This is a genomic window from Hydrocarboniphaga sp. (assembly GCF_965279055.1).
Taxonomy (GTDB): Bacteria; Pseudomonadota; Gammaproteobacteria; order Nevskiales; family Nevskiaceae; genus Hydrocarboniphaga.
Map to the genome: position 1 here is coordinate 4,232,835 of NZ_OZ257125.1, position 17,575 is coordinate 4,250,409.

Here is a 17,575-nt window from a genome sequence, read left to right on the forward strand (position 1 = left end):
GCCGATCCACTGGTGAATGATGAAAGTCCGGGGATCATAGCGTCCCCGGACGATAGTCAACAACGTTGTTGAACGGCGCGCCTGGGTCTCAGGCGGCAAGCAGGCCGGAAAGACGCCCGCGGATGATGGCCTCGGCATCGGCCACGATGCGCTTGATCAGCACCTCGCAGGTCGGCACGTCATGGATCAGGCCCTGCACCTGGCCGGCCCAGATCAGGCCGGCGTCGACGTCGCCGGTTTCCAGTGCGACACGGCCCTGCGCGCCCTTGACCAGGTGCGCGATGTCCTCGAACTTCGCCTCGGGATTTTTCAGGATCTCGACGACCTTGTCCGACACGCTGTTCTTGCCGACGCGGCCGGTATTCTTCAGCGAGCGGAAGATCAGGTTGGTGCCGCGCTCGTCGTTGGTCACCAGCAGCTGCTTGATGTTGTCGTGGATCGGCGCCTCGACTGTGGCGCAAAAGCGCGTGCCCATATTGATGCCTTCCGCGCCGAGCGCCAGCGCCGCGGCCAGGCCGCGTCCGTCGCCGAAACCGCCGCTGGCGATCATCGGAATCTTGACCTTGTCGGCCGCGGCCGGGATCAGGATCAGGCCGGGGATATCGTCTTCACCGGGATGCCCGGCGCATTCGAAGCCGTCGATCGAAATCGCGTCGACGCCCATACGTTCCGCCGACAGCGCGTGGCGCACCGCGGTGCACTTGTGCACGACCTTGATGCCGTGCGACTTGAAGTCGTCGACGTGTTCCTGCGGCTTGTGGCCCGCGGTTTCGACGATCTTGATGCCGCTGTCGATGATCGCCTTGCGGTACTCCGCATACGGCGGCGGATTCACCGACGGCAGGATCGTCAGATTCACGCCGAAAGGCTTGTCGGTCATCTTGCGGCAGCGGTCGATTTCGGCGCGCAGCGCGTCCGGCGAAGGCTGGGTCAGCGCGGTCAGGATGCCCAGGCCGCCGGCATTGGACACCGCGGCCGCGAGTTCGGCGCGGCCAACCCACATCATGCCGCCCTGCACGATCGGATGTTCGATGCCGAACATCTCGGTGAAGCGAGTCTTCAATGTCATTTCGGCGCCATCCGGATCGCGCCGTCGAGGCGAATGGTTTCACCGTTGAGCATCGGGTTGGTCACGATGCTCTCGACCATTTGCGCATACTCGTCGGGCTTGCCGAGGCGGCTCGGGAACGGCACCTGCCGGCCGAGGGAGTCCTGCGCTTCCTGAGGCAGCGACTCCAGCAGCGGCGTCAGGAACAGGCCCGGCGCGATGGTCATCACGCGAATGCCGTAGCGCGAGAATTCACGCGCGATCGGCAGCGTCATGCCGACCACGCCGGCCTTGGACGCGGCGTAGGCGGGCTGGCCGATCTGGCCGTCGAACGCGGCGACGCTGGCGGTGTTGATGATCACGCCGCGCTCCTCGCCGATCGGGTCGGCGGTGTGCAGGCTGGCGGCGAACTTGGACAGCACGTTGTAGGTGCCGAGCAGATTGATCGTGATGATCTTGCTGAAATCCGCCAGCGGCATCGCCGTGCCGTCGCGGTTGATGACCTTGCCCGGCGGGCCGATGCCGGCGCAGTTGACCAGGATGCGCGCCTTGCCGTGCACGCCTTCGGCTTCGGCGACGGCTGCGGCGACGGCCGCCTCGTCGGTGACGTTGACGGCGACGAAATGGCCGCCGATCTTGGCCGCCTTGGCGCGACCGAGGTCGGCGTTCAGATCGAAAATCGTGACCTTGGCGCCGGCTTTCGCCAGGCGCTCCGCGGTGGCGCCGCCGAGGCCCGATGCGCCGCCGGTGACGATGGCGGCGACTCCCTTGATCTCCATTTTTTTGTCCTTTCGGGTGTGACCCGGCTGTGTTGCGTTAGCTTGCTGTCATTCCCGCGAAAGCGGGAATCCAGGTGACGTTATCAGCCTCACTGGATTCCCGCTGCGCGACAATGACCTGCTCGGAATTTCTACAGCGCGCGCGCAATCACCATGCGCTGGATGTCCGAGGTGCCCTCGTAGATCTGGCAGACACGGACGTCGCGGTAGATTTTGGCAGCACCGAACTCTTCCAGGTAGCCATAGCCGCCGAGGGTCTGGATCGCGCCGGAAACCACCGCCTCGGCGGTCTCGGACGCGAACAGCTTGGCCATCGAGGCTTCCTGCAGGCCCGGCAGGCCGGCGTCCTTGATTGCTGCGGCATGCAGTACCAGCTGGCGTGCGGCCTCCAGCCGGGTCGCCAGGTCGGCCAGGCGAAAGCCGACCGCCTGATGCTCGATGATCGCCTTGCCGAAGCTCTTGCGCTCCTTGGCGTAGGCCACGGCGAGGTCCAGCGCAGCCTGCGCCATGCCGATGCACTGCGCGGCGATGCCGATACGGCCGACCGCCAGGTTGGCCAGCGCGATGCCGTAGCCGGCTCCTTCGGCGCCGAGGCGCAGGTCGTCGGCGACGAAGACCTCGTCCAAGCGGATCGCGCAGGTGTCCGATGCGTTCTGGCCGAGCTTGTGCTCGACCTTGTCGACGCGGTAACCCGGCGCGTCGGTGGGCACGATGAAGCCGCTGATGCCGCGCTTGCCGGCGGCCGGATCGGTGATCGCATAGACCATCGCGATGCCGGCGATCTTGGCCGAGGTGATGAACTGTTTGGAGCCGGACAGCCGGTAGCCGCCGTCGACTTTCACCGCGCGCGTGCGGATCGCGGACGCGTCCGAGCCGGCATCGGTTTCAGTCAGCGCGAACGCACCGATCATGCGCCCGGCGATCAGGTCGGGCAGAAAACGCTGCTGCTGGGCCGGCGTGCCGTCTTTCAGCAGGCAGGACACGATCAGGCTGTTCTGGATGCTGACGATGGTCGACAGCGCGCCGTCGGCGGCGGCGATTTCCATCAGGCTCAGCGCATAGGACACGTAGTCGGCGCCGGCGCCGCCGAATTCCTCGGGCGCGGCCATGCCCATCACGCCAAGCGCGGCGAGCTGCTCGAACAGCTCCTTCGGATAACCGCGCGCCGCTTCATAGGCAACGCTGTTGGGCTTGATGCGCTCCTGCGCGAACTCGCGGACCGCATCGCGAATCGCCTGCTGGGTTTCGTTGAGGATCATTCGGAAGACGCTTCTTTGTCGTGCTTGAGGGACCGGCATTCTGCCGAGTTCGGGGCACCGCCGACCGCACTGGTCCGACCAGCTGGCGACGACCTCATTCGGCCGCGGTCCAGGTCGAGGTCAGCGCGTGCTGGGACAGATACTTGGTCGAGCTCCAGCCGCCGTCGACGACGATGGTCTGGCCGTTGATGAAGCTGCCGCCCGGCGAGCACAGGAACGCGATCGTGCTGGCGATGTCCTCGACTTCGCCGAGGCGGGTGTGCGGCGTCATTTCGACATTGATGCGCTTGAACGTCGGATCGTCGAGCCGGCCCTGCACCATCGGCGTCACCGTGACGCCGGGCGCGACGTTGTTGCTGCGGATGCCGAGCGCGCCGTACTGGCAGGCGATATGGCCGGTCAGCGCATTCAGGCCGCCTTTCGCCGCGGAATAAGCGCCGCCGCGGCGGCCGCCGATCACCGCGAAAGTCGAGGTCACGTTGATGATCGCGCTGCCCGGCTTCATCAGCGGAATCACTTCGCGCGCCAGCCGGAACGGCGCGCGCAGCATCAGGTTGAGAAAGCCGTCGAGCATCGCGTCGTCGGTTTCGTGCAGCGGCTTGGGGCTGCCGGCGCCGGCGTTGTTGACCAGGAAGTCGATGCGGCCGAAGCGCGACATCGCCGCCTCGACGATGCGCCGCGGCGCGTCGTCGTCGGTGACATCGACCGCAACGGCGGCAATCAGCTCCGGCCTGGCGATGGCTTTTTCCAGTTCGGCGAGCTTGCCGGCGTCGCGGCCGACGCCGACCACGGCGATGCCCATGCCGGCCAGCTTGACCGCGGTGCCGAAGCCGATGCCGCTGCTGGCTCCGGTGACGATGGCGACTTGCATCGTTAACGCTCCGTCTTGATGTTGGCGATGCGCGCGTTGGCGGCTTCGAGCCCGCCGGCGTACGCGATCAGCACTTGTGCGCGCTTGACCAGCAGATGCGGATCGGCCTCGTCGCTGAAGCCGATGCCGCCGTGGATTTGAATGTTTTTTCCCGCGTTGCCCAGCGCCGCGTCGCCCGCCACGAACACGGCGCACTCGGTCTGCAGTATCGCGTCTTCACGGCCTTCGTCGATTGCCACCGACGCAAAGCTGACTTGATCGCGCGCGCAGCGCGCCGCGATCGCCATGTTCGCGCAGTGATGCTTCACCGCCTGGAACGTGCCGATCGGCCGCCCGAACTGTTCGCGCAGGCCGGCGTAGGCCACGCCCATCTGCAGCGCGGCGTCGGCGATGCCGGCGAGCAGTGCCGCGTCGAGCAGCCGCAGCCGCAGCAGGCCGGCGGCGTCGAAACTCGCCACCGCCGCGCCGAGGCCCGCGCCTTCGTGCAGGTTCGCGACCCATAGCCGCTGATCGAGCGCGCGCGTCTGCAGGCCTTCGAGCGCATACAGCGCCGCGCCGTCGGCTTCGCGCAGCAGCAGCCACTCGGCGCCGGGGCTGTCGACGACGACGACACGCTCGCCGCGTCGATAGCCGGCGGCGACACGCTTGCCGCCCAGGCCGGACAGGCCACTGTGCGCCGCGCCGAGCGTCGCCAGCACCGCCGGCGATGCCAGGCGGCGGCCGAGGCCGATCGCGATCAGCGCCTCTTCGGCCGCGCCCAGCGCGCTGCCGCCTTCGGCCTCGCTGACGCAGATGCCGAACACGCCGGCCTGCTCCAGATGCGACCAGACCTCGGGACTCTCGTCGTTGGCGACATGCAGCCGCGACAGCGGCAGCAGCTCGTTGATGGTGTCGTCCATCGCGCTGGCCAGCGCCAGCTGATCGGCGTTCGGGTGATAGCGGGTGTCGGCCTGCACGGATCTGCTGCCTCGCTGGTAGGGACGCGTATGGGGTGCATTGTATCGCGGCCACGGCCCCGCTCAAATCGCTTATCCAACATCGTTGTTGATAACCGCGACTACTGACGCACTGCAGCACGCGCCATCGCAGCTTTTAGATCAACACTGTTGTTATGATTGTGGCCTTCATCATGGACGAGCGTGCCGCGCTCAACACGGCACGCCACCCCTTTTCGATCGACGACACAGATGACCGACTCTCGAGCATTGCAAGGCGTCCGGGTACTGGACCTGACCCGGGTATTGGCCGGCCCGTTCTGCGGCCAGATCCTCGGCGATCTCGGTGCCGAGGTGATCAAGATCGAGCGCCCGGGCGCCGGCGACGACGGCCGCATGTACGGCTTCTCGCAGCTCAAGGACAAGGATGGCAAGGCGACGCGGGAATCGGCGTTTTATCTGACCGCCAACCGCAACAAGAAGTCGGTCACCGTCAACATCTCCAAACCGGAAGGCCAGGCGCTGATCCGGCGCATGGCGGCCGAATGCGACGTGCTGATCGAAAACTACAAGGTCGGCAACCTGAAGCGCTATGGCCTGGATTACGACAGTCTCAAGGCCGTCAATCCCGGCCTGATCTACTGCTCGATCACCGGCTACGGCCAGACCGGGCCGATGGCCGAGCGCCCCGGTTACGACGGCCTGTTTCAGACCACCGGCGGCCTGATGGCGGTCACCGGCCATCCGGACGGCTCGCCTGGCGCCGGCCCGCTGAAAGCCGGCCCCAGCCTGGTCGACGTGTTCACCGGACACAACGCCGCGATCGCGGTGCTCGGCGCGCTCAACCAGCGCCACGTCACCGGCAAGGGCCAGTACATCGACGTCGCGCTGCTGGATTGTTCGATCGCGATGGTCTCGCACATCATGCAGGACTACCTGGTCTCCGGCGTCGCGCCGCCGCGCCTGGGCAACGGCGGCAACGGCGGCGGCCCGGCCGACCTGATCAACTGCGCCGACGGCATCATCTACGTCTCCGCCGGCACCGACGAACACTGGCGCCTGCTGTGCGAGCTGATGCAGCGCCCCGACCTGTTCGCCGATCCGCGCTTCGACACCAACCCCAAGCGCGGCCGCAACCGCAACGAGCTGGTCGCGATCATCATCGACTGGAGCAAGCACTGGAGAACCGCCGATCTGCTTGCCAGCCTGGACAAGCTCGGCGTGCCGGCCGCGCGCTACAACAGCCTGCCGGAAGTCTGGGAGGACGAGCAGGTGCAGCATCGCAAGCTCAAGGTGACGATTCCGCACCCGGTATCCGGCCAGGTGTCGCTGATCGCCAGCCCGCTGGCCTTCATGTCCGGCTCGCCGATGCAGTACGCGGCGCCGCCGACCATCGGCCAGCACACCGACGAAGTGCTGCAGTCGCTGCTGGCGATGCCGTCGGAAGAAATCGCGCGGCTGCATGAGAGCGGCATCGTCTGAGCGTGAGCAGGACCACCCCACATGACTGAAGACGCCACAACGCCATGACCGGTTCAATTTCCGAATTCAGACGCCAGGCCCGCAGCTGGCTGGAAGCCAACGTGCCGTCCGAGCCTTCGCCGGAAGACGGCCCCGCTTCACGCGAGTACGTGCTGAACTGGCAGAAGACGCAGGCCAGGGGCGGCTGGGCCGGCATTGCCTGGCCGAAGGAACTCGGCGGCCGCGGCCTGTCGGTGCTCGAGCAGATCGTCTGGTTCGAGGAATACGCGCGCGCCAAGGCGCCGTCGCCGCTGAACGCCTCGTTCGTGATGCTCAACCACGCCGGCCCGACCCTGATCGCCTGCGGCACGCCGGAACAGAAGGCCTATCACCTGCCGAAGATCCTGGCCGGCGACGTGCTGTGGTGCCAGGGGTTCTCCGAACCCGGCGCCGGCTCCGACCTGGCCAGCCTCAAATGCAAGGGCAGCATCGACGGCGACGACATCGTCATCGACGGCACCAAGATCTGGTCGAGCTTCGCCGACGTCGCCGAATGGCAGGAGCTGCTGATCCGCACCGATCCGGCCGCCTCGACATCGAAGGCGCTGACCTGGCTGATCTGCCCGATGGACGCGCCCGGCATCACCGTGCGTCCGATCCGCACGATGGCCGGCCCGCACAAGTATTGCGAAGTGTTCTACGACAAGGTGCGTGTGCCGCTGAGCAACGTCGTCGGCGGCGTCGGCAATGGCTGGGCCACGGCGATGTCGACCTTGAGCTTCGAGCGCGGCACCGCGGCGCTGGCGCTGCTGATCGGCTACACGCTGAAAGTCGAAGGCCTGCTCGAAGCCTGCCCGGCGGAGCGCGTCGAGCTGCGCATGCGCCTGGCGCGGCTGCGCGCCGAAGGCGCCTCGATCCGCGCCGCGACGTATCGCTTCGCGCTGGACTGCGAAGACAGCGTGCCCGACGCGCAAGGCTCGCTGATGCGGCTGAGCTTCGCCGAGTTTACTCAGCGCGTCGCCGCCGCGGCGATCGATCTCTACGGCATCGATGCGCCCGAAGTGGTCGGCATGCACGGCTGGGGTCACGACTACCTCGACGTGTTCTCCGAAACCATCGCCGGCGGCACCGCGGAGATCCAGCGCAACATCATCGCCGAGCGCGTGCTCGGGCTGCCGAAAGGGCCGCGCTAGGCGTCGACGACAAGGCCATGCGTGAGGTGATGCCGGCTTTCCGCTGAGCTCGCCGCTGCGCTAGGCTGCGCGGCCCGTGCCACGCAGAGCTGCTCTCCATGCCGACCGATGATCGCCCGTCGAACTCGCCGCAGTCGGTCACGCGCGTGATTCAGATCCTGGAAGCGCTGTGCGCCAGCCCGGCGCCGCTGAGCCTGGCGCAGATCAGCCGCACGCTGGATGCGCCCAAGAGCAGCCTCGCGGCGCTGCTGCGCGGCCTGGCCGAAGCCGATTTCGTGGTGTCGTCGGACAGCGTGTTCCGCCTCGGCCCGGCCGCTTATGGGCTGGGCAGCGCGCTGCTGGAAGCGCGGCGCAATCTGCAGTCTTCCGATCTCTTGCGTGAAGGCATGCGCCGGCTCGCCGAGCGCTCAAAGGAAACCGTGCTGTTCGGCGTGCGCGATGCCGACGGCAGCTCGCTGACCTATGTCGACGTGATCGAGAGCCGCAACGCGGTGCGCTTCGCGATTGCGCTGGGCGATCGTCGGCCCTTGTATTGCACCGCCGGCGGCCGCGTGCTGCTGGCGGCACTGCCCGAGTCCGAATTACGCGCGTATTGGCGCGCGCTGAAGCCGCAGCCGCGAACGCCCGATACCGAAACCGACAAGCGCCGGCTGGCCGACGCGGTCGCGCAGGCGCGCAGCAGCGGCGTCGCGCAAACCGTCGACCAGGCCGCCGACGGCGCCGCCGGCACGGCGAGCCTGATCTTCGACGCGGCCGGGCAGGTGCTCGGCGCGCTGATCGTCGCGGCGCCGAGTTCGCGCGTGATCAAGGGGCGCAGCGAGGAGCTGTCGAAACTGGTGGTCGAGGAGGCGAGCTTGATCTCGGCGACGCTGGGGTATCGCAAGCCGAAGCGCGGCTGAGTCCACACCTGCCGCGTTCACAGCCTCCGTTCATCCCGAGTAGCCGCGAAGCGGCGTATCGAGGGACGCATCAAGCTCGGTCCGCTCCCTCGATACGCGCCTGCGGCGCTACTCGGGACGAACGGAAGGTGCGCGGACTTTCAGGAGTCGGAGTCTCAGCCGTCGACCACGACGACGCGAGCTTGATCTCGGCGACGCTGGGATATCGCAGGCCGAAGCGCGGCTGAGTCCACACCTGCCGCGTTCATAGCCTCCGTTCATCCCGAGTAGCCGCGAAGCGGCGTATCGAGGGACGCATCAAGCTCGGTCCGCTCCCTCGATACGCGCCTGCGGCGCTACTCGGGACGAACGAAATGTGCGCGGACTTTCAGGAGTCGGAGTCTCAGCCGTCGACCACGACGACGCGAGCTTGATCTCGGCGACGCTGGGGTACCGCAGGCCGAAGCGCGGCTGAGTCCACACCTGCCCCGTTCACAGCCTCCGTTCATCCCGAGTAGCCGCGGAGCGGCGTATCGAGGGACGCATCAAGGTCGGTCCGCTCCCTCGATACGCGCCTGCGGCGCTACTCGGGACGAACGGAAGGTGCGCGGACTTTCAAGAGTCGGAGTCTCAGCCGTCGACCACGACGACGCGAGCTTGATCTCGGCGACGCTGGGGTACCGCAGGCCGAAGCGCGGCTGAGTCCACACCTGGCGCGTTCACAGCCTCCGTTCATCCCGAGTAGCCGCGGAGCGGCGTATCGAGGGACGCATCAAGCTCGGTCCGCTCCCTCGATACGCGCCTCCGGCGCTACTCGGGACGAACGGAAGGTGCGCGGACTTTCAGGAGTCGGAGTCTCAGCCGTCGACCACGACGACGCGAGCTTGATCTCGGCGACGCTGGGATATCGCAGGCCGAAGCGCGGCTGAGTCCACGCCTGCCGCGTTCACAGCCTCCGTTCATCCCGAGTAGCCGCGAAGCGGCGTATCGAGGGACGCATCAAGGTCGGTCCGCTCCCTCGATACGCGCCTCCGGCGCTACTCGGGACGAACGGAAGGTGCGCGGACTTTCAGGAGTCGGAGTCTCAGCCGTCGACCACGACGACGCTCGAAGGCGCTTCCGGCAGCGTCAGCCCCAGCTCCTCGAACACCGCTGCATTGTCGGCACCGAGCATCGGCGCCGGCCCCGCGACCTTGCCCGGAGTCTGCGAAAACCAGCTCGGAATGCCCGGAAAACGCACTTTGCCCTGCGGCGTATCGACGGTTTCAAAAAAGCCGACAGCGTTCAGATGCGGGTTGTCGAACAGCTCGTCGGTGGTGCGCAGCGGCGCCGCGGGAATGCCGAGTTTCTGCAGCAGATCCAGCCATTCCTGCGTCGTGCGCTGCAGGAAGGTCTCGCCCAGGAGGCCGTAGACCTTGTCGATCTGCTTCGCGCGCTGCTCCAGGGTCGCCAGTTCCGGGCCGGCCCAGGCCGGCTTGACCGCGTCGACGAACAGCGCCCAGTGCTTGTCGTTGTAGATCAGTGCCGCGACGGAGCCGTCCTTGGTCTTGTAGGGGCGCCGGTTCGGCGCGACCGCGCGCGGATAGTGCGCCTTGCTCAGCGGCGGATCGAACATCGCGCCGTTGGCATGCTCGACGAGCATGAACGAGGCCATGGTCTCGAACATGCCGACTTCCACTTCCTGGCCTTCGCCGGTGCGCGCGCGGTGGAACAGCGCCATCACGGTGGAATACAGCACGGTCAGGCCGGCGACCTTGTCGGCCATGATCGTGCCGACGAAATCGGCGCGGCCGGTCAGCAGCTGTTGCACGTGCGTCAGGCCGCATTCGGCCTGCATGGTGTCGTCGTAGGCCGGCAGATCGCCGTCGGGGCCGCGGCGGCTGTAGCCGTAGCAGTTGGTGTAGACGATGTCGGGCCTGATCGCGGCGACGTCGGCGTAAGCGAAGCCGAGCTTGGCGATCGCCTTGCCGCGCATCGAGTGAATGAAAACATCCGCGGTCGCGATCAAGGCGCGCAGCGCCTGCTTGCCCTCGGCGCTCTGCAGGTCGAGCATCACGCTGCGCTTGCCGCGGTTGACGTTGACGAACACGCCGCTCAGGCCCGGCGCAGGGCCAACCGAAATGTAGCGCGTGTTGTCGCCGGCCGGCGGCTCGATCTTGATCACGTCGGCGCCCATGTCGGCCATGATCTGCGTGCTGTACGGCCCCATCACCATCGCCGTAAGGTCGATCACGCGCACGCCGGCGAGCGGCCCCGCAGCCTTGGCGGACTTGCCCATGAGGTTCTCCAATGCACGGTCCCGATTGGCCGTTTGTCGTATGTTACGTCATACGCATTCCGGTTTGCTGAGCTAATATCCGCACGCCGCGTTTTTCCAGGCCCCAACCACAGCCGAGTCCGACACCATGGATTTCTCACTGACCCCGGATCAGCAGAACGTCCGCGACGCGATCCTCAAGCACTGCTCGCAGTACTCGCCTGAATACTGGCTGGAGCGTGATCGTGACGGCGTTTTCCCGCTGGATTTCCACCAGTCCATGGCCGACGCCGGCTGGCTCGGCATCGCCATGCCGGAAGCGGTCGGCGGCGCCGGTCTGGGCATCACCGAGGCCGCGATCATGATGCAGGCGGTGGCCGAGGCCGGCGGCGGCATGACCGCGGCGTCGAGCATCCACGGCCCGGTTTTCAGCATGCAGCCGGTGTCGCTGTTCGGCAGCGACGAACAGAAGCAGCGGATGATTCCGAAAGTGCTCAGCGGCGAGGACCGCATCTGCTTCGCGGTCACCGAGCCCAACGTCGGCCTGGACACCACCAAGCTGAAGACGCGCGCCGAGAAACGCGACGGTGGTTATCTGGTCAACGGCGAGAAGATCTGGATTTCGGTGGCTCAGGTCGCCAACAAGATGATGCTGCTGGCGCGCACCACGCCGCTGGACCAGGTCAAGCGCAAGACCGACGGCCTGTCGCTGTTCTTCACCGACCTGGACCGCAGCAAGATCGAGATCAAGCTGATCCACAAGATGGGCCGGCACGCGGTCGATTCGAACATGCTGTTCATCAACGACCTGTGGATTCCGGAACAAGACCGCATCGGCAAGGAAGGCGACGGCTTCAAGCTGATCCTGCATGGGCTCAACCCGGAGCGCATCCTGCTCGGCGCCGAGGCTATCGGCATCGGCCGCGCCGCGATCCAGCGCGCCGCGCAATATGCGCGCGAGCGCATCGTCTTCGACAGGCCGATCGGCATGAACCAGGGCATCCAGCATCCGCTGGCCAAATGCTGGATGCAGCTCGAAGCCGCGAACCTGATGGTGATGAAGGCCGCGACGCTGTTCGACAAGGGCCTGGACTGCGGCGTCGAAGCCAATGCCGGTAAATATCTCGCGGCCGAAACCGCGTTCGAGGCCTGCCACACCGCGATGCTGACCCTGGGCGGCATGGGCTACGCGCAGGAGTACCACGTCGAACGCCTGCTGCGCGAAGTGCTGATTCCGCGCACCGCGCCGGTCAGCCCACACATGATCCTGAATTACATCGCCGAAAAGGTGCTGGAGCTTCCGAAGTCCTACTGATAAGTTGCGCGGCAAAACAACATTGAAGCCACGCAGGGGAAAATCGGGATGGCGATTCAGGCAGCAGCATTCAACGCACGCTCGTGGCTGTTCGCGCCCGGCGACAGCGAACGCAAGATGGAAAAGGCGACCGCGAGCAATGCGGACGTCGTGATCTTCGATCTCGAAGACGCGGTCACCGATGCCGAGAAACCCAGGGCGCGCGCGCTGGTCGCGGCCTTCCTGAAAGCGCAGACCACCAACCGTGAGCGGCTGTGGGTGCGGATCAATCCGATCCAGACCGAATATGCGCTGGCCGATCTGGCCGCGGTGATGCCGGCCAAGCCGGCCGGCCTGCTGTTCCCGAAACCGCGCAGCCGCGCCGACGCCGAGCTGCTGGATCACTATCTGACCGCGTTCGAAGCCGCGGCCGGCACCGAAATCGGCTCGACCAAGGTCATGCTGCTGGTCACCGAGATGCCGGAGAGCATGCTCGCGATCGGCAGCTATGCCGGCGTGCCGCGCGTGGTGGCGATGACCTGGGGCGGTGAAGACCTGGCGACCGCGCTCGGCGCCAGCGACAACCGCGGCGACTATGGCGGCTACGACTTCACGTATGAACTCGCGCGCAGCCTGTGCCTGGTCGGCGCCGCCGCGGCCGGCGTCGCCGCGATCGAAACCATCCACGGCGATTTTCGCGACGAAGCCGGCCTGCGCCAGCGCGCCGCGGCGATGCGTCGCGCCGGCTGGCGCGGCATGCTCGCGATCCATCCGGCGCAGATCGATCCGATCAACGAGACGTTCTCGCCCAGTGCGGAAGAACTCGCGGCCGCGCAGGAAATCGTCGATCTGTTCGAGGCCAACCCGGGCATCGGCACGATCGGCTTCAAGGGCGCGATGCTGGACCGGCCGCATCTGCTGCGCGCACAGGCGCTGCTGAAGACGGCGGGCAAGGCATGAGCGACGGCCTCGATGTTGTGCCCTCTCCCACCGGGAGAGGGTGGCGCGTAGCGCCGGGTGAGGGCGCCGCAGAGTACAAACCGGCTGGGTATCTGCGAGGCCCTCACCCCTGCCCCTCTCCCGGTGGGAGAGGGGTTTGCGTATCGGGAGCCGTCTCGTGAGCGTCGTCATCAGCGATGCGGCGCAGCTCGATCTGCGCCGGTACATCAAGGCCGGTGATCGCATCGTCTGGGGCCAGGCCTGCGCGGAACCGACCACGCTGATCGAAACGCTGATCGCGCAGGCCGACGCGATCGGCAATGTGTCGGCGTTCGCTGGAACGAGCTTCTCGAAGCTGCTGACGGTCGAAGCCGCAAGCAAGATCTCGCTGTCGAGCATGGGCGCGATCGGCACGCTGCGCACGCTGACCGCGGCCGGCAAGCTCGCCGTCGTGCCCTGTCATGTCAGCCAGATCGGACCGATGATCGAGCAGGGCCTCATCGGCTGCGACGTTGCCTTCGTGCAGCTCAGCCCGGCCGACGCCGACGGCAATCACAGCTATGGCCTGATCGGCGATTATGTCGAGGCGATGGTGTCGAAAGCGCGAGTGGTGATCGCAGAAGTCAACGACCAGGTGCCGTTCACCAACGGCCCGACGCTTCATGCTTCGCGCATCCACTGCGCGCTGCAGGTATCGCGGCCGCCGGTGGAAGTCGCGGCCGCGAAAATTGCCGACACCGACGAGGCCATCGCGAAATTCGCGGCCGCTTATATCGAGGACGGCGCGGTACTGCAGACCGGCGTCGGCGCGGTGCCGGACGCGATCCTGAGGCTGCTGCTCGATCGTCGCGATCTCGGCGTCCATTCCGGCATGCTCGGCGACGGCCTGGTCGATCTGGTCCAAGCCGGCGTGATCACCAATGCGCGCAAGGCGATCGACACCGGCGTGTCGATCAACGGTGCTTTCATCGGCACGCGCCGCCTGTACGACTTCGCGCACCGGAACAACAGCATTCGCATGTGCAGCACCGCGTACACGCACGACGCCGCGGTGCTGGCGCAGCTCGACCGCCTGGTCACGATCAACTCGGCGCTGGAGGTGGATCTGAGCGGCCAGGTCAATGCCGAGCAGAGCGGCAATGCCTATCTCGGCGGCACCGGCGGCCAGGTCGACTTCGTCCGCGCCGGCGCGCGATCGCGCGGCGGCCATTCGATCATCGCGCTGTCGGCCACCGCCAAGGGCGGGAGCCTGAGCAAGATCGTCACCGCCTTGTCCGGGCCGGTGACCACCGCGCGCAGCGACGTCGACATCATCGTCACCGAATTCGGCGCCGCCGAACTCAAGGGCCAGAGCCTCGCCGAGCGCGCGCGCCGGCTGATCGCGATCGCGCATCCGAACTTCCGCGAGGAACTCGAGCGCGCCGCGCATCCCATTCTGCAGCGAGGTTTCTGATGAGCAATGACGCAGTGCGGTTCGATGCACGTGAAGACGGCATCGCCATCATCACCATCAACCAGCCCGATACACGCAACGCGCTGAGCCGCGCGGTGCGCGAAGGTCTGTTCGCGGCCTGGCAGCGCTTCGAGAACGAGGCCTCGCTGCGTGTCGCGATCCTGACCGGCGCCGGTGAGAAGGCCTTCTGCGCCGGCGGTGACCTGAAGGAGATGGTCGAGCGCCAGCTTCAGGTGCCGCCGCGCGACATGTTCCCGATGCTCCACGACAACATCGAGCTGAGCAAGCCGACCATCGCCGCCGTCAACGGCGTCGCCTTCGCCGGCGGCTGGATGCTCGCGCAGGGCTGCGATTTGTGCGTGGCCAGCACCGCGGCGAAGTTCGCGATCACCGAGGTCAAGGTCGGCCGCGGCTCGCCGTGGGCGGCGCCGCTGATCCACATGATCCCGCAACGCATCATGATGGAGATCATCCTCACCGGTAAGCCGATCACCGCGCAGCGCGCCTACGAGATCGGCCTGGTCAATCGCCTCGCCGAGCCGGCCGCGCTGATGGACACCGCGATCGAACTGGCCAAGGAGATTCTCGAGGGCGCGCCGCTGTCGGTGAAGGCCGGCCGCGAAACGGTGATGCTCGCCACCGAAATGGGCCGCTCGGCCGCGCTGCAGGCGGCGCGCGCAGCGCACGAGTACGCCTACTGCAGCGAAGACGCGAAGGAAGGGCCCAAGGCTTTTGCGGAGAAGCGCAAGCCGGTTTGGCGCAACCGGTAGGACTGGAAGCGCGGGTCCGATCCCTCGATACGCGGGCAAGCCCGCTACTCGGGACGAGCGGAGGATGGTGGCATCCGCATGTGAGGACACAAGCAAACTCCGTTCGTCTCGAGTAGCCGCAGCGCGGCGCATCGAGAGACCGGACGAAGCCCTCAGCCCTTGCGCGCCATCTCGAAACTGCGGCGAATGTGATCGGACTGACCGGTGGGCACCGGCGACAGCACCCAGGGCGTACCGGGATCGCGAATGCCGGCCATCTGCTGGTCGACCTGTTCCACCGACCACGACGGCTGAAACACGCCCGGCGTTTCCGCCAGATAAATGCGCGCGAGGCGCCCGGCCATCGCCGACATGATCTCGCCGGTCACGCTGCAGTTTTCGTGCGCCAGCCAGGCCACCAGCGGCGCGACCAGCTCCGGGCCCATCGGCGGATACTGCGAGGTATCCAGACCTTCGGCCATGCGCGTGACCGCGCCGGGCGCGATCAGATTGCACTTGACGCCTTCGGCCGCGCCTTCGAGCGCGGCGACATTGCTCAGGCCGATCATGCCGGTCTTCGAGGTCGCGTAATTGACCACGTTTTGATTGCCATACAGGCCGCTGACCGAAGTGGTCAGCACGATGCGGCCATAGCCGGCCGCGCACATCAGCGGGAACGCCGGCCGTACCACGTTGAACGCGCCGCGCAGATGCACGTCGAGCACCGCGTCGAAATCCTCGTAGCTGATTTCCTTCAGCGAGCCGCGGCGCACGTTGCCGGCGTTGTGGATCAGCACGTCGATGCGGCCGTAGTGATCCAGCGCGGCGTGGATGATCGCCTTGCCGCCTTCCGGCGTCGCCACGGTATCGGTGTTGGCGACCGCGATGCCGCCGGCGGCCTGGATCTCGTTGACCACTTCCTGCGCCGGGCCGATATCGACGCCCTCGCCCTGCAGGGTGACGCCAGGATCGTTGACGACGACTTTCGCGCCCCTTGAAGCCAGCAGCAGCGCATAGGCGCGGCCCAGGCCGCGGCCGGCGCCGGTGATGACGACGACGCGATCGTCGAATCTGAGATCGGCCATGGGTTCTCCTCTGAGTCGTTATGTGTTGTCGCAGCGAAAGCTTAGCTGATCAGCAGTGCTGTCTGCTTCGCTTCAGGACACCGCTTTGGATTTTCGCAGTTCGGCGATCTGCTGCGGCGTCAGGCCGAGAATGTCGCGCAGGATGTCGTCGGTGTGCTGGCCCAGCGCCGGCGGCGCGCTCGGATGCGGTTGCACATCGCCGGGGAACTTGATCGAGCGCCCGACGATCGGGATCTTGCCGAGGATCGCGTGCTCCACCTCGACCACCATGTCGCGCGCCACCGCCTGCGGCTGCGCCAGCGCTTCGCGGATGCCGAGGATGGGCGCATGCGGCACTTCGAATTCCGACAGGATCGCGGCCAGTTCATCGACGCTCTTGCGCGTCGTCACCGCCGCGATCATCGCGTTGACGCGCTCGCGGTTGTCCTTGCGGCTCTGGATGCTGCTGAAGTCCGGGTCGTGAATGCGATCCTGCATGCCCAGCGCCTTGCAGATGCGCTCCCAGAAGCCATTGGTCAGGCAGGCGATGATGATGGAACCGTCGCGCGCCGGAAACGCGCCGTAAGGCACCAGGTTGGGATGCTGCGAGCCCTGCGGCTTCGGGTCTTCGCCGGTGAAAAAGGCGAGCTGCGCCAGGTAGCCGAGCATGCCGAGCAGGCCGTCGAGCAGGCTGACGTCGATCAGGCGGCCACGGCCGGTGACGCTGCGCTCGTACAGCGCCGCGAGTATGCCGATCGGCCCGTTGATGCCGCCGACCAGATCGCCCAGCGGAATGCCGAGCTTGGTCGGCATGCAGCCGGGCTCGCCGTTGACACTGAGCGCGCCCGACAAGGCCTGCACGACGATGTCGAACGACGGCCGGTCACGCAGCGGGCCGGTCATGCCGAAGCCCGAGATCGCGCAATAGATCAACCGCGGATTGATCGCGGCCAGCGTCTCGTAACCCAGGCCGAGGCGGTCCATCACGCCGGGGCGGTAGTTCTCGACCAGGATGTCGCAATGTGCGGCGAGCTGCTTGGCCAGGGCCACGCCGGCCTCGGTCTTCAGATCGAGCACGATGCTTTTCTTGCCGCGATTGCCGCTGATGAAATAGTGGCTGACGTCCTGCCGGAACGGCGGAAACGTGCGCGTGTCGTCGCCGCTGCCGGGCGGCTCGATCTTCAGCACTTCGGCGCCGAGATCGGCCAGCGCCAGCGTCGCGGCCGGGCCGGCCAGCACGCGCGTGAAATCAAGCACGCGGATGCCTTGCAGCGGGCCGGGCCAGCTTGGGTTTTTGGATTCGGTATCAAGGTTCATGGCATTACCTGCAATCCCTCTCCCCTTGTGGGAGAGGGTGGCGCGCCAGCGCCGGGAGAGGGGTTGCGCGGCGCAAAC

General features: G+C 66.7%; 15 protein-coding genes. 7 read left to right on the forward strand and 8 right to left on the reverse strand.

Annotation, left to right across the window (positions count from 1 at the left end):
* Positions 1–88: 88 nt before the first annotated feature.
* The 5 genes from ACQZF9_RS19090 to ACQZF9_RS19110 form a co-directional block, all read right to left on the reverse strand.
* Positions 89–1,069, reverse strand: a complete 981-nt coding sequence (locus tag ACQZF9_RS19090) for an NAD(P)H-dependent flavin oxidoreductase (protein WP_428310550.1) — start codon at positions 1,067–1,069, stop codon at positions 89–91.
* Entirely contained in the window at positions 1,066–1,827 is a 762-nt protein-coding gene (locus tag ACQZF9_RS19095; protein ID WP_428310551.1) for an SDR family NAD(P)-dependent oxidoreductase, read from the reverse strand. Before ACQZF9_RS19095 ends, ACQZF9_RS19090 begins: the two co-directional genes overlap by 4 nt.
* 131 nt (positions 1,828–1,958) lie before the next feature.
* The gene (locus ACQZF9_RS19100) at positions 1,959–3,086 is read right to left on the reverse strand and encodes an acyl-CoA dehydrogenase family protein (protein WP_428310552.1); all 1,128 of its coding nucleotides are present in this window, start codon (positions 3,084–3,086) and stop codon (positions 1,959–1,961) included.
* A 94-nt stretch (positions 3,087–3,180) separates the two neighbouring features.
* Positions 3,181–3,957: an SDR family NAD(P)-dependent oxidoreductase gene (locus ACQZF9_RS19105; RefSeq protein WP_428310553.1), complete on the reverse strand. Its 777-nt coding sequence runs from the start codon at positions 3,955–3,957 to the stop codon at positions 3,181–3,183.
* Positions 3,958–3,959: 2 nt separating this feature from the next.
* Entirely contained in the window at positions 3,960–4,913 is a 954-nt protein-coding gene (locus ACQZF9_RS19110; protein ID WP_428310554.1) for an acyl-CoA dehydrogenase family protein, read from the reverse strand.
* 231 nt (positions 4,914–5,144) lie between these two features.
* On the opposite strand from ACQZF9_RS19110, the gene ACQZF9_RS19115 reads away from it, so the two are divergent.
* The 3 genes from ACQZF9_RS19115 to ACQZF9_RS19125 all read left to right on the forward strand — a co-directional run bounded on the left by ACQZF9_RS19115 (position 5,145) and on the right by ACQZF9_RS19125 (position 8,445).
* On the forward strand, positions 5,145–6,374 hold the full coding sequence (locus tag ACQZF9_RS19115) for a CaiB/BaiF CoA transferase family protein (RefSeq protein WP_428310555.1): 1,230 nt from the start codon (positions 5,145–5,147) through the stop codon (positions 6,372–6,374).
* A 44-nt stretch (positions 6,375–6,418) separates the two neighbouring features.
* Positions 6,419–7,546 (forward strand): acyl-CoA dehydrogenase family protein, encoded by a 1,128-nt coding sequence (locus tag ACQZF9_RS19120; RefSeq protein ID WP_428310556.1) that lies wholly within the window; start codon positions 6,419–6,421, stop codon positions 7,544–7,546.
* Positions 7,547–7,644: 98 nt separating this feature from the next.
* Positions 7,645–8,445, forward strand: coding sequence for an IclR family transcriptional regulator (locus ACQZF9_RS19125; protein ID WP_428310557.1), 801 nt, complete (start codon positions 7,645–7,647; stop codon positions 8,443–8,445).
* A gap of 1,063 nt (positions 8,446–9,508) precedes the next feature.
* Here the strand turns inward: ACQZF9_RS19125 and ACQZF9_RS19130 are convergent.
* On the reverse strand, positions 9,509–10,702 hold the full coding sequence (locus tag ACQZF9_RS19130) for a CaiB/BaiF CoA transferase family protein (protein WP_428310558.1): 1,194 nt from the start codon (positions 10,700–10,702) through the stop codon (positions 9,509–9,511).
* A 127-nt stretch (positions 10,703–10,829) separates the two neighbouring features.
* Between ACQZF9_RS19130 and ACQZF9_RS19135 the strand changes: the two genes are divergently transcribed.
* The 4 genes from ACQZF9_RS19135 to ACQZF9_RS19150 all read left to right on the forward strand — a co-directional run bounded on the left by ACQZF9_RS19135 (position 10,830) and on the right by ACQZF9_RS19150 (position 15,137).
* On the forward strand, positions 10,830–11,996 hold the full coding sequence (locus ACQZF9_RS19135; RefSeq protein ID WP_428310559.1) for an acyl-CoA dehydrogenase family protein: 1,167 nt from the start codon (positions 10,830–10,832) through the stop codon (positions 11,994–11,996).
* Between the two features lie 48 nt (positions 11,997–12,044).
* Positions 12,045–12,935: an HpcH/HpaI aldolase/citrate lyase family protein gene (locus ACQZF9_RS19140; RefSeq protein ID WP_428310560.1), complete on the forward strand. Its 891-nt coding sequence runs from the start codon at positions 12,045–12,047 to the stop codon at positions 12,933–12,935.
* A gap of 157 nt (positions 12,936–13,092) precedes the next feature.
* The gene (locus tag ACQZF9_RS19145; protein ID WP_428310561.1) at positions 13,093–14,367 is read left to right on the forward strand and encodes an acetyl-CoA hydrolase/transferase family protein; all 1,275 of its coding nucleotides are present in this window, start codon (positions 13,093–13,095) and stop codon (positions 14,365–14,367) included.
* Positions 14,367–15,137, forward strand: a complete 771-nt coding sequence (locus ACQZF9_RS19150; protein WP_428310562.1) for an enoyl-CoA hydratase/isomerase family protein — start codon at positions 14,367–14,369, stop codon at positions 15,135–15,137. Before ACQZF9_RS19145 ends, ACQZF9_RS19150 begins: the two co-directional genes overlap by 1 nt.
* A 152-nt stretch (positions 15,138–15,289) precedes the next feature.
* Here the strand turns inward: ACQZF9_RS19150 and ACQZF9_RS19155 are convergent, their stop codons facing one another.
* Together ACQZF9_RS19155 and ACQZF9_RS19160 are read right to left on the reverse strand one after the other, a co-directional pair.
* Positions 15,290–16,201: an SDR family NAD(P)-dependent oxidoreductase gene (locus tag ACQZF9_RS19155; RefSeq protein ID WP_428310563.1), complete on the reverse strand. Its 912-nt coding sequence runs from the start codon at positions 16,199–16,201 to the stop codon at positions 15,290–15,292.
* A gap of 72 nt (positions 16,202–16,273) precedes the next feature.
* Positions 16,274–17,497 carry a CaiB/BaiF CoA transferase family protein gene (locus tag ACQZF9_RS19160; RefSeq protein ID WP_428310564.1) on the reverse strand — a complete coding sequence of 408 codons (1,224 nt, stop codon included), beginning with the start codon at positions 17,495–17,497 and terminating at the stop codon, positions 16,274–16,276.
* Between the last annotated feature and the right edge of the window lie 78 nt (positions 17,498–17,575).

What these genes read in the sequence shown, in the direction of transcription:
- ACQZF9_RS19090 (WP_428310550.1), bottom strand. Translation starts at nt 1,069, where the DNA reads ATGACATTGAAGACTCGCTTCACCGAGATGTTCGGCATCGAACATCCG.
- ACQZF9_RS19095 (WP_428310551.1), bottom strand. Translation starts at nt 1,827, where the DNA reads ATGGAGATCAAGGGAGTCGCCGCCATCGTCACCGGCGGCGCATCGGGC.
- ACQZF9_RS19100 (WP_428310552.1), bottom strand. Translation starts at nt 3,086, where the DNA reads ATGATCCTCAACGAAACCCAGCAGGCGATTCGCGATGCGGTCCGCGAG.
- ACQZF9_RS19105 (WP_428310553.1), bottom strand. Translation starts at nt 3,957, where the DNA reads ATGCAAGTCGCCATCGTCACCGGAGCCAGCAGCGGCATCGGCTTCGGC.
- ACQZF9_RS19115 (WP_428310555.1), top strand. Translation starts at nt 5,145, where the DNA reads ATGACCGACTCTCGAGCATTGCAAGGCGTCCGGGTACTGGACCTGACC.
- ACQZF9_RS19120 (WP_428310556.1), top strand. Translation starts at nt 6,419, where the DNA reads ATGACCGGTTCAATTTCCGAATTCAGACGCCAGGCCCGCAGCTGGCTG.
- ACQZF9_RS19125 (WP_428310557.1), top strand. Translation starts at nt 7,645, where the DNA reads ATGCCGACCGATGATCGCCCGTCGAACTCGCCGCAGTCGGTCACGCGC.
- ACQZF9_RS19130 (WP_428310558.1), bottom strand. Translation starts at nt 10,702, where the DNA reads ATGGGCAAGTCCGCCAAGGCTGCGGGGCCGCTCGCCGGCGTGCGCGTG.
- ACQZF9_RS19135 (WP_428310559.1), top strand. Translation starts at nt 10,830, where the DNA reads ATGGATTTCTCACTGACCCCGGATCAGCAGAACGTCCGCGACGCGATC.
- ACQZF9_RS19140 (WP_428310560.1), top strand. Translation starts at nt 12,045, where the DNA reads ATGGCGATTCAGGCAGCAGCATTCAACGCACGCTCGTGGCTGTTCGCG.
- ACQZF9_RS19150 (WP_428310562.1), top strand. Translation starts at nt 14,367, where the DNA reads ATGAGCAATGACGCAGTGCGGTTCGATGCACGTGAAGACGGCATCGCC.
- ACQZF9_RS19155 (WP_428310563.1), bottom strand. Translation starts at nt 16,201, where the DNA reads ATGGCCGATCTCAGATTCGACGATCGCGTCGTCGTCATCACCGGCGCC.
- ACQZF9_RS19160 (WP_428310564.1), bottom strand. Translation starts at nt 17,497, where the DNA reads ATGAACCTTGATACCGAATCCAAAAACCCAAGCTGGCCCGGCCCGCTG.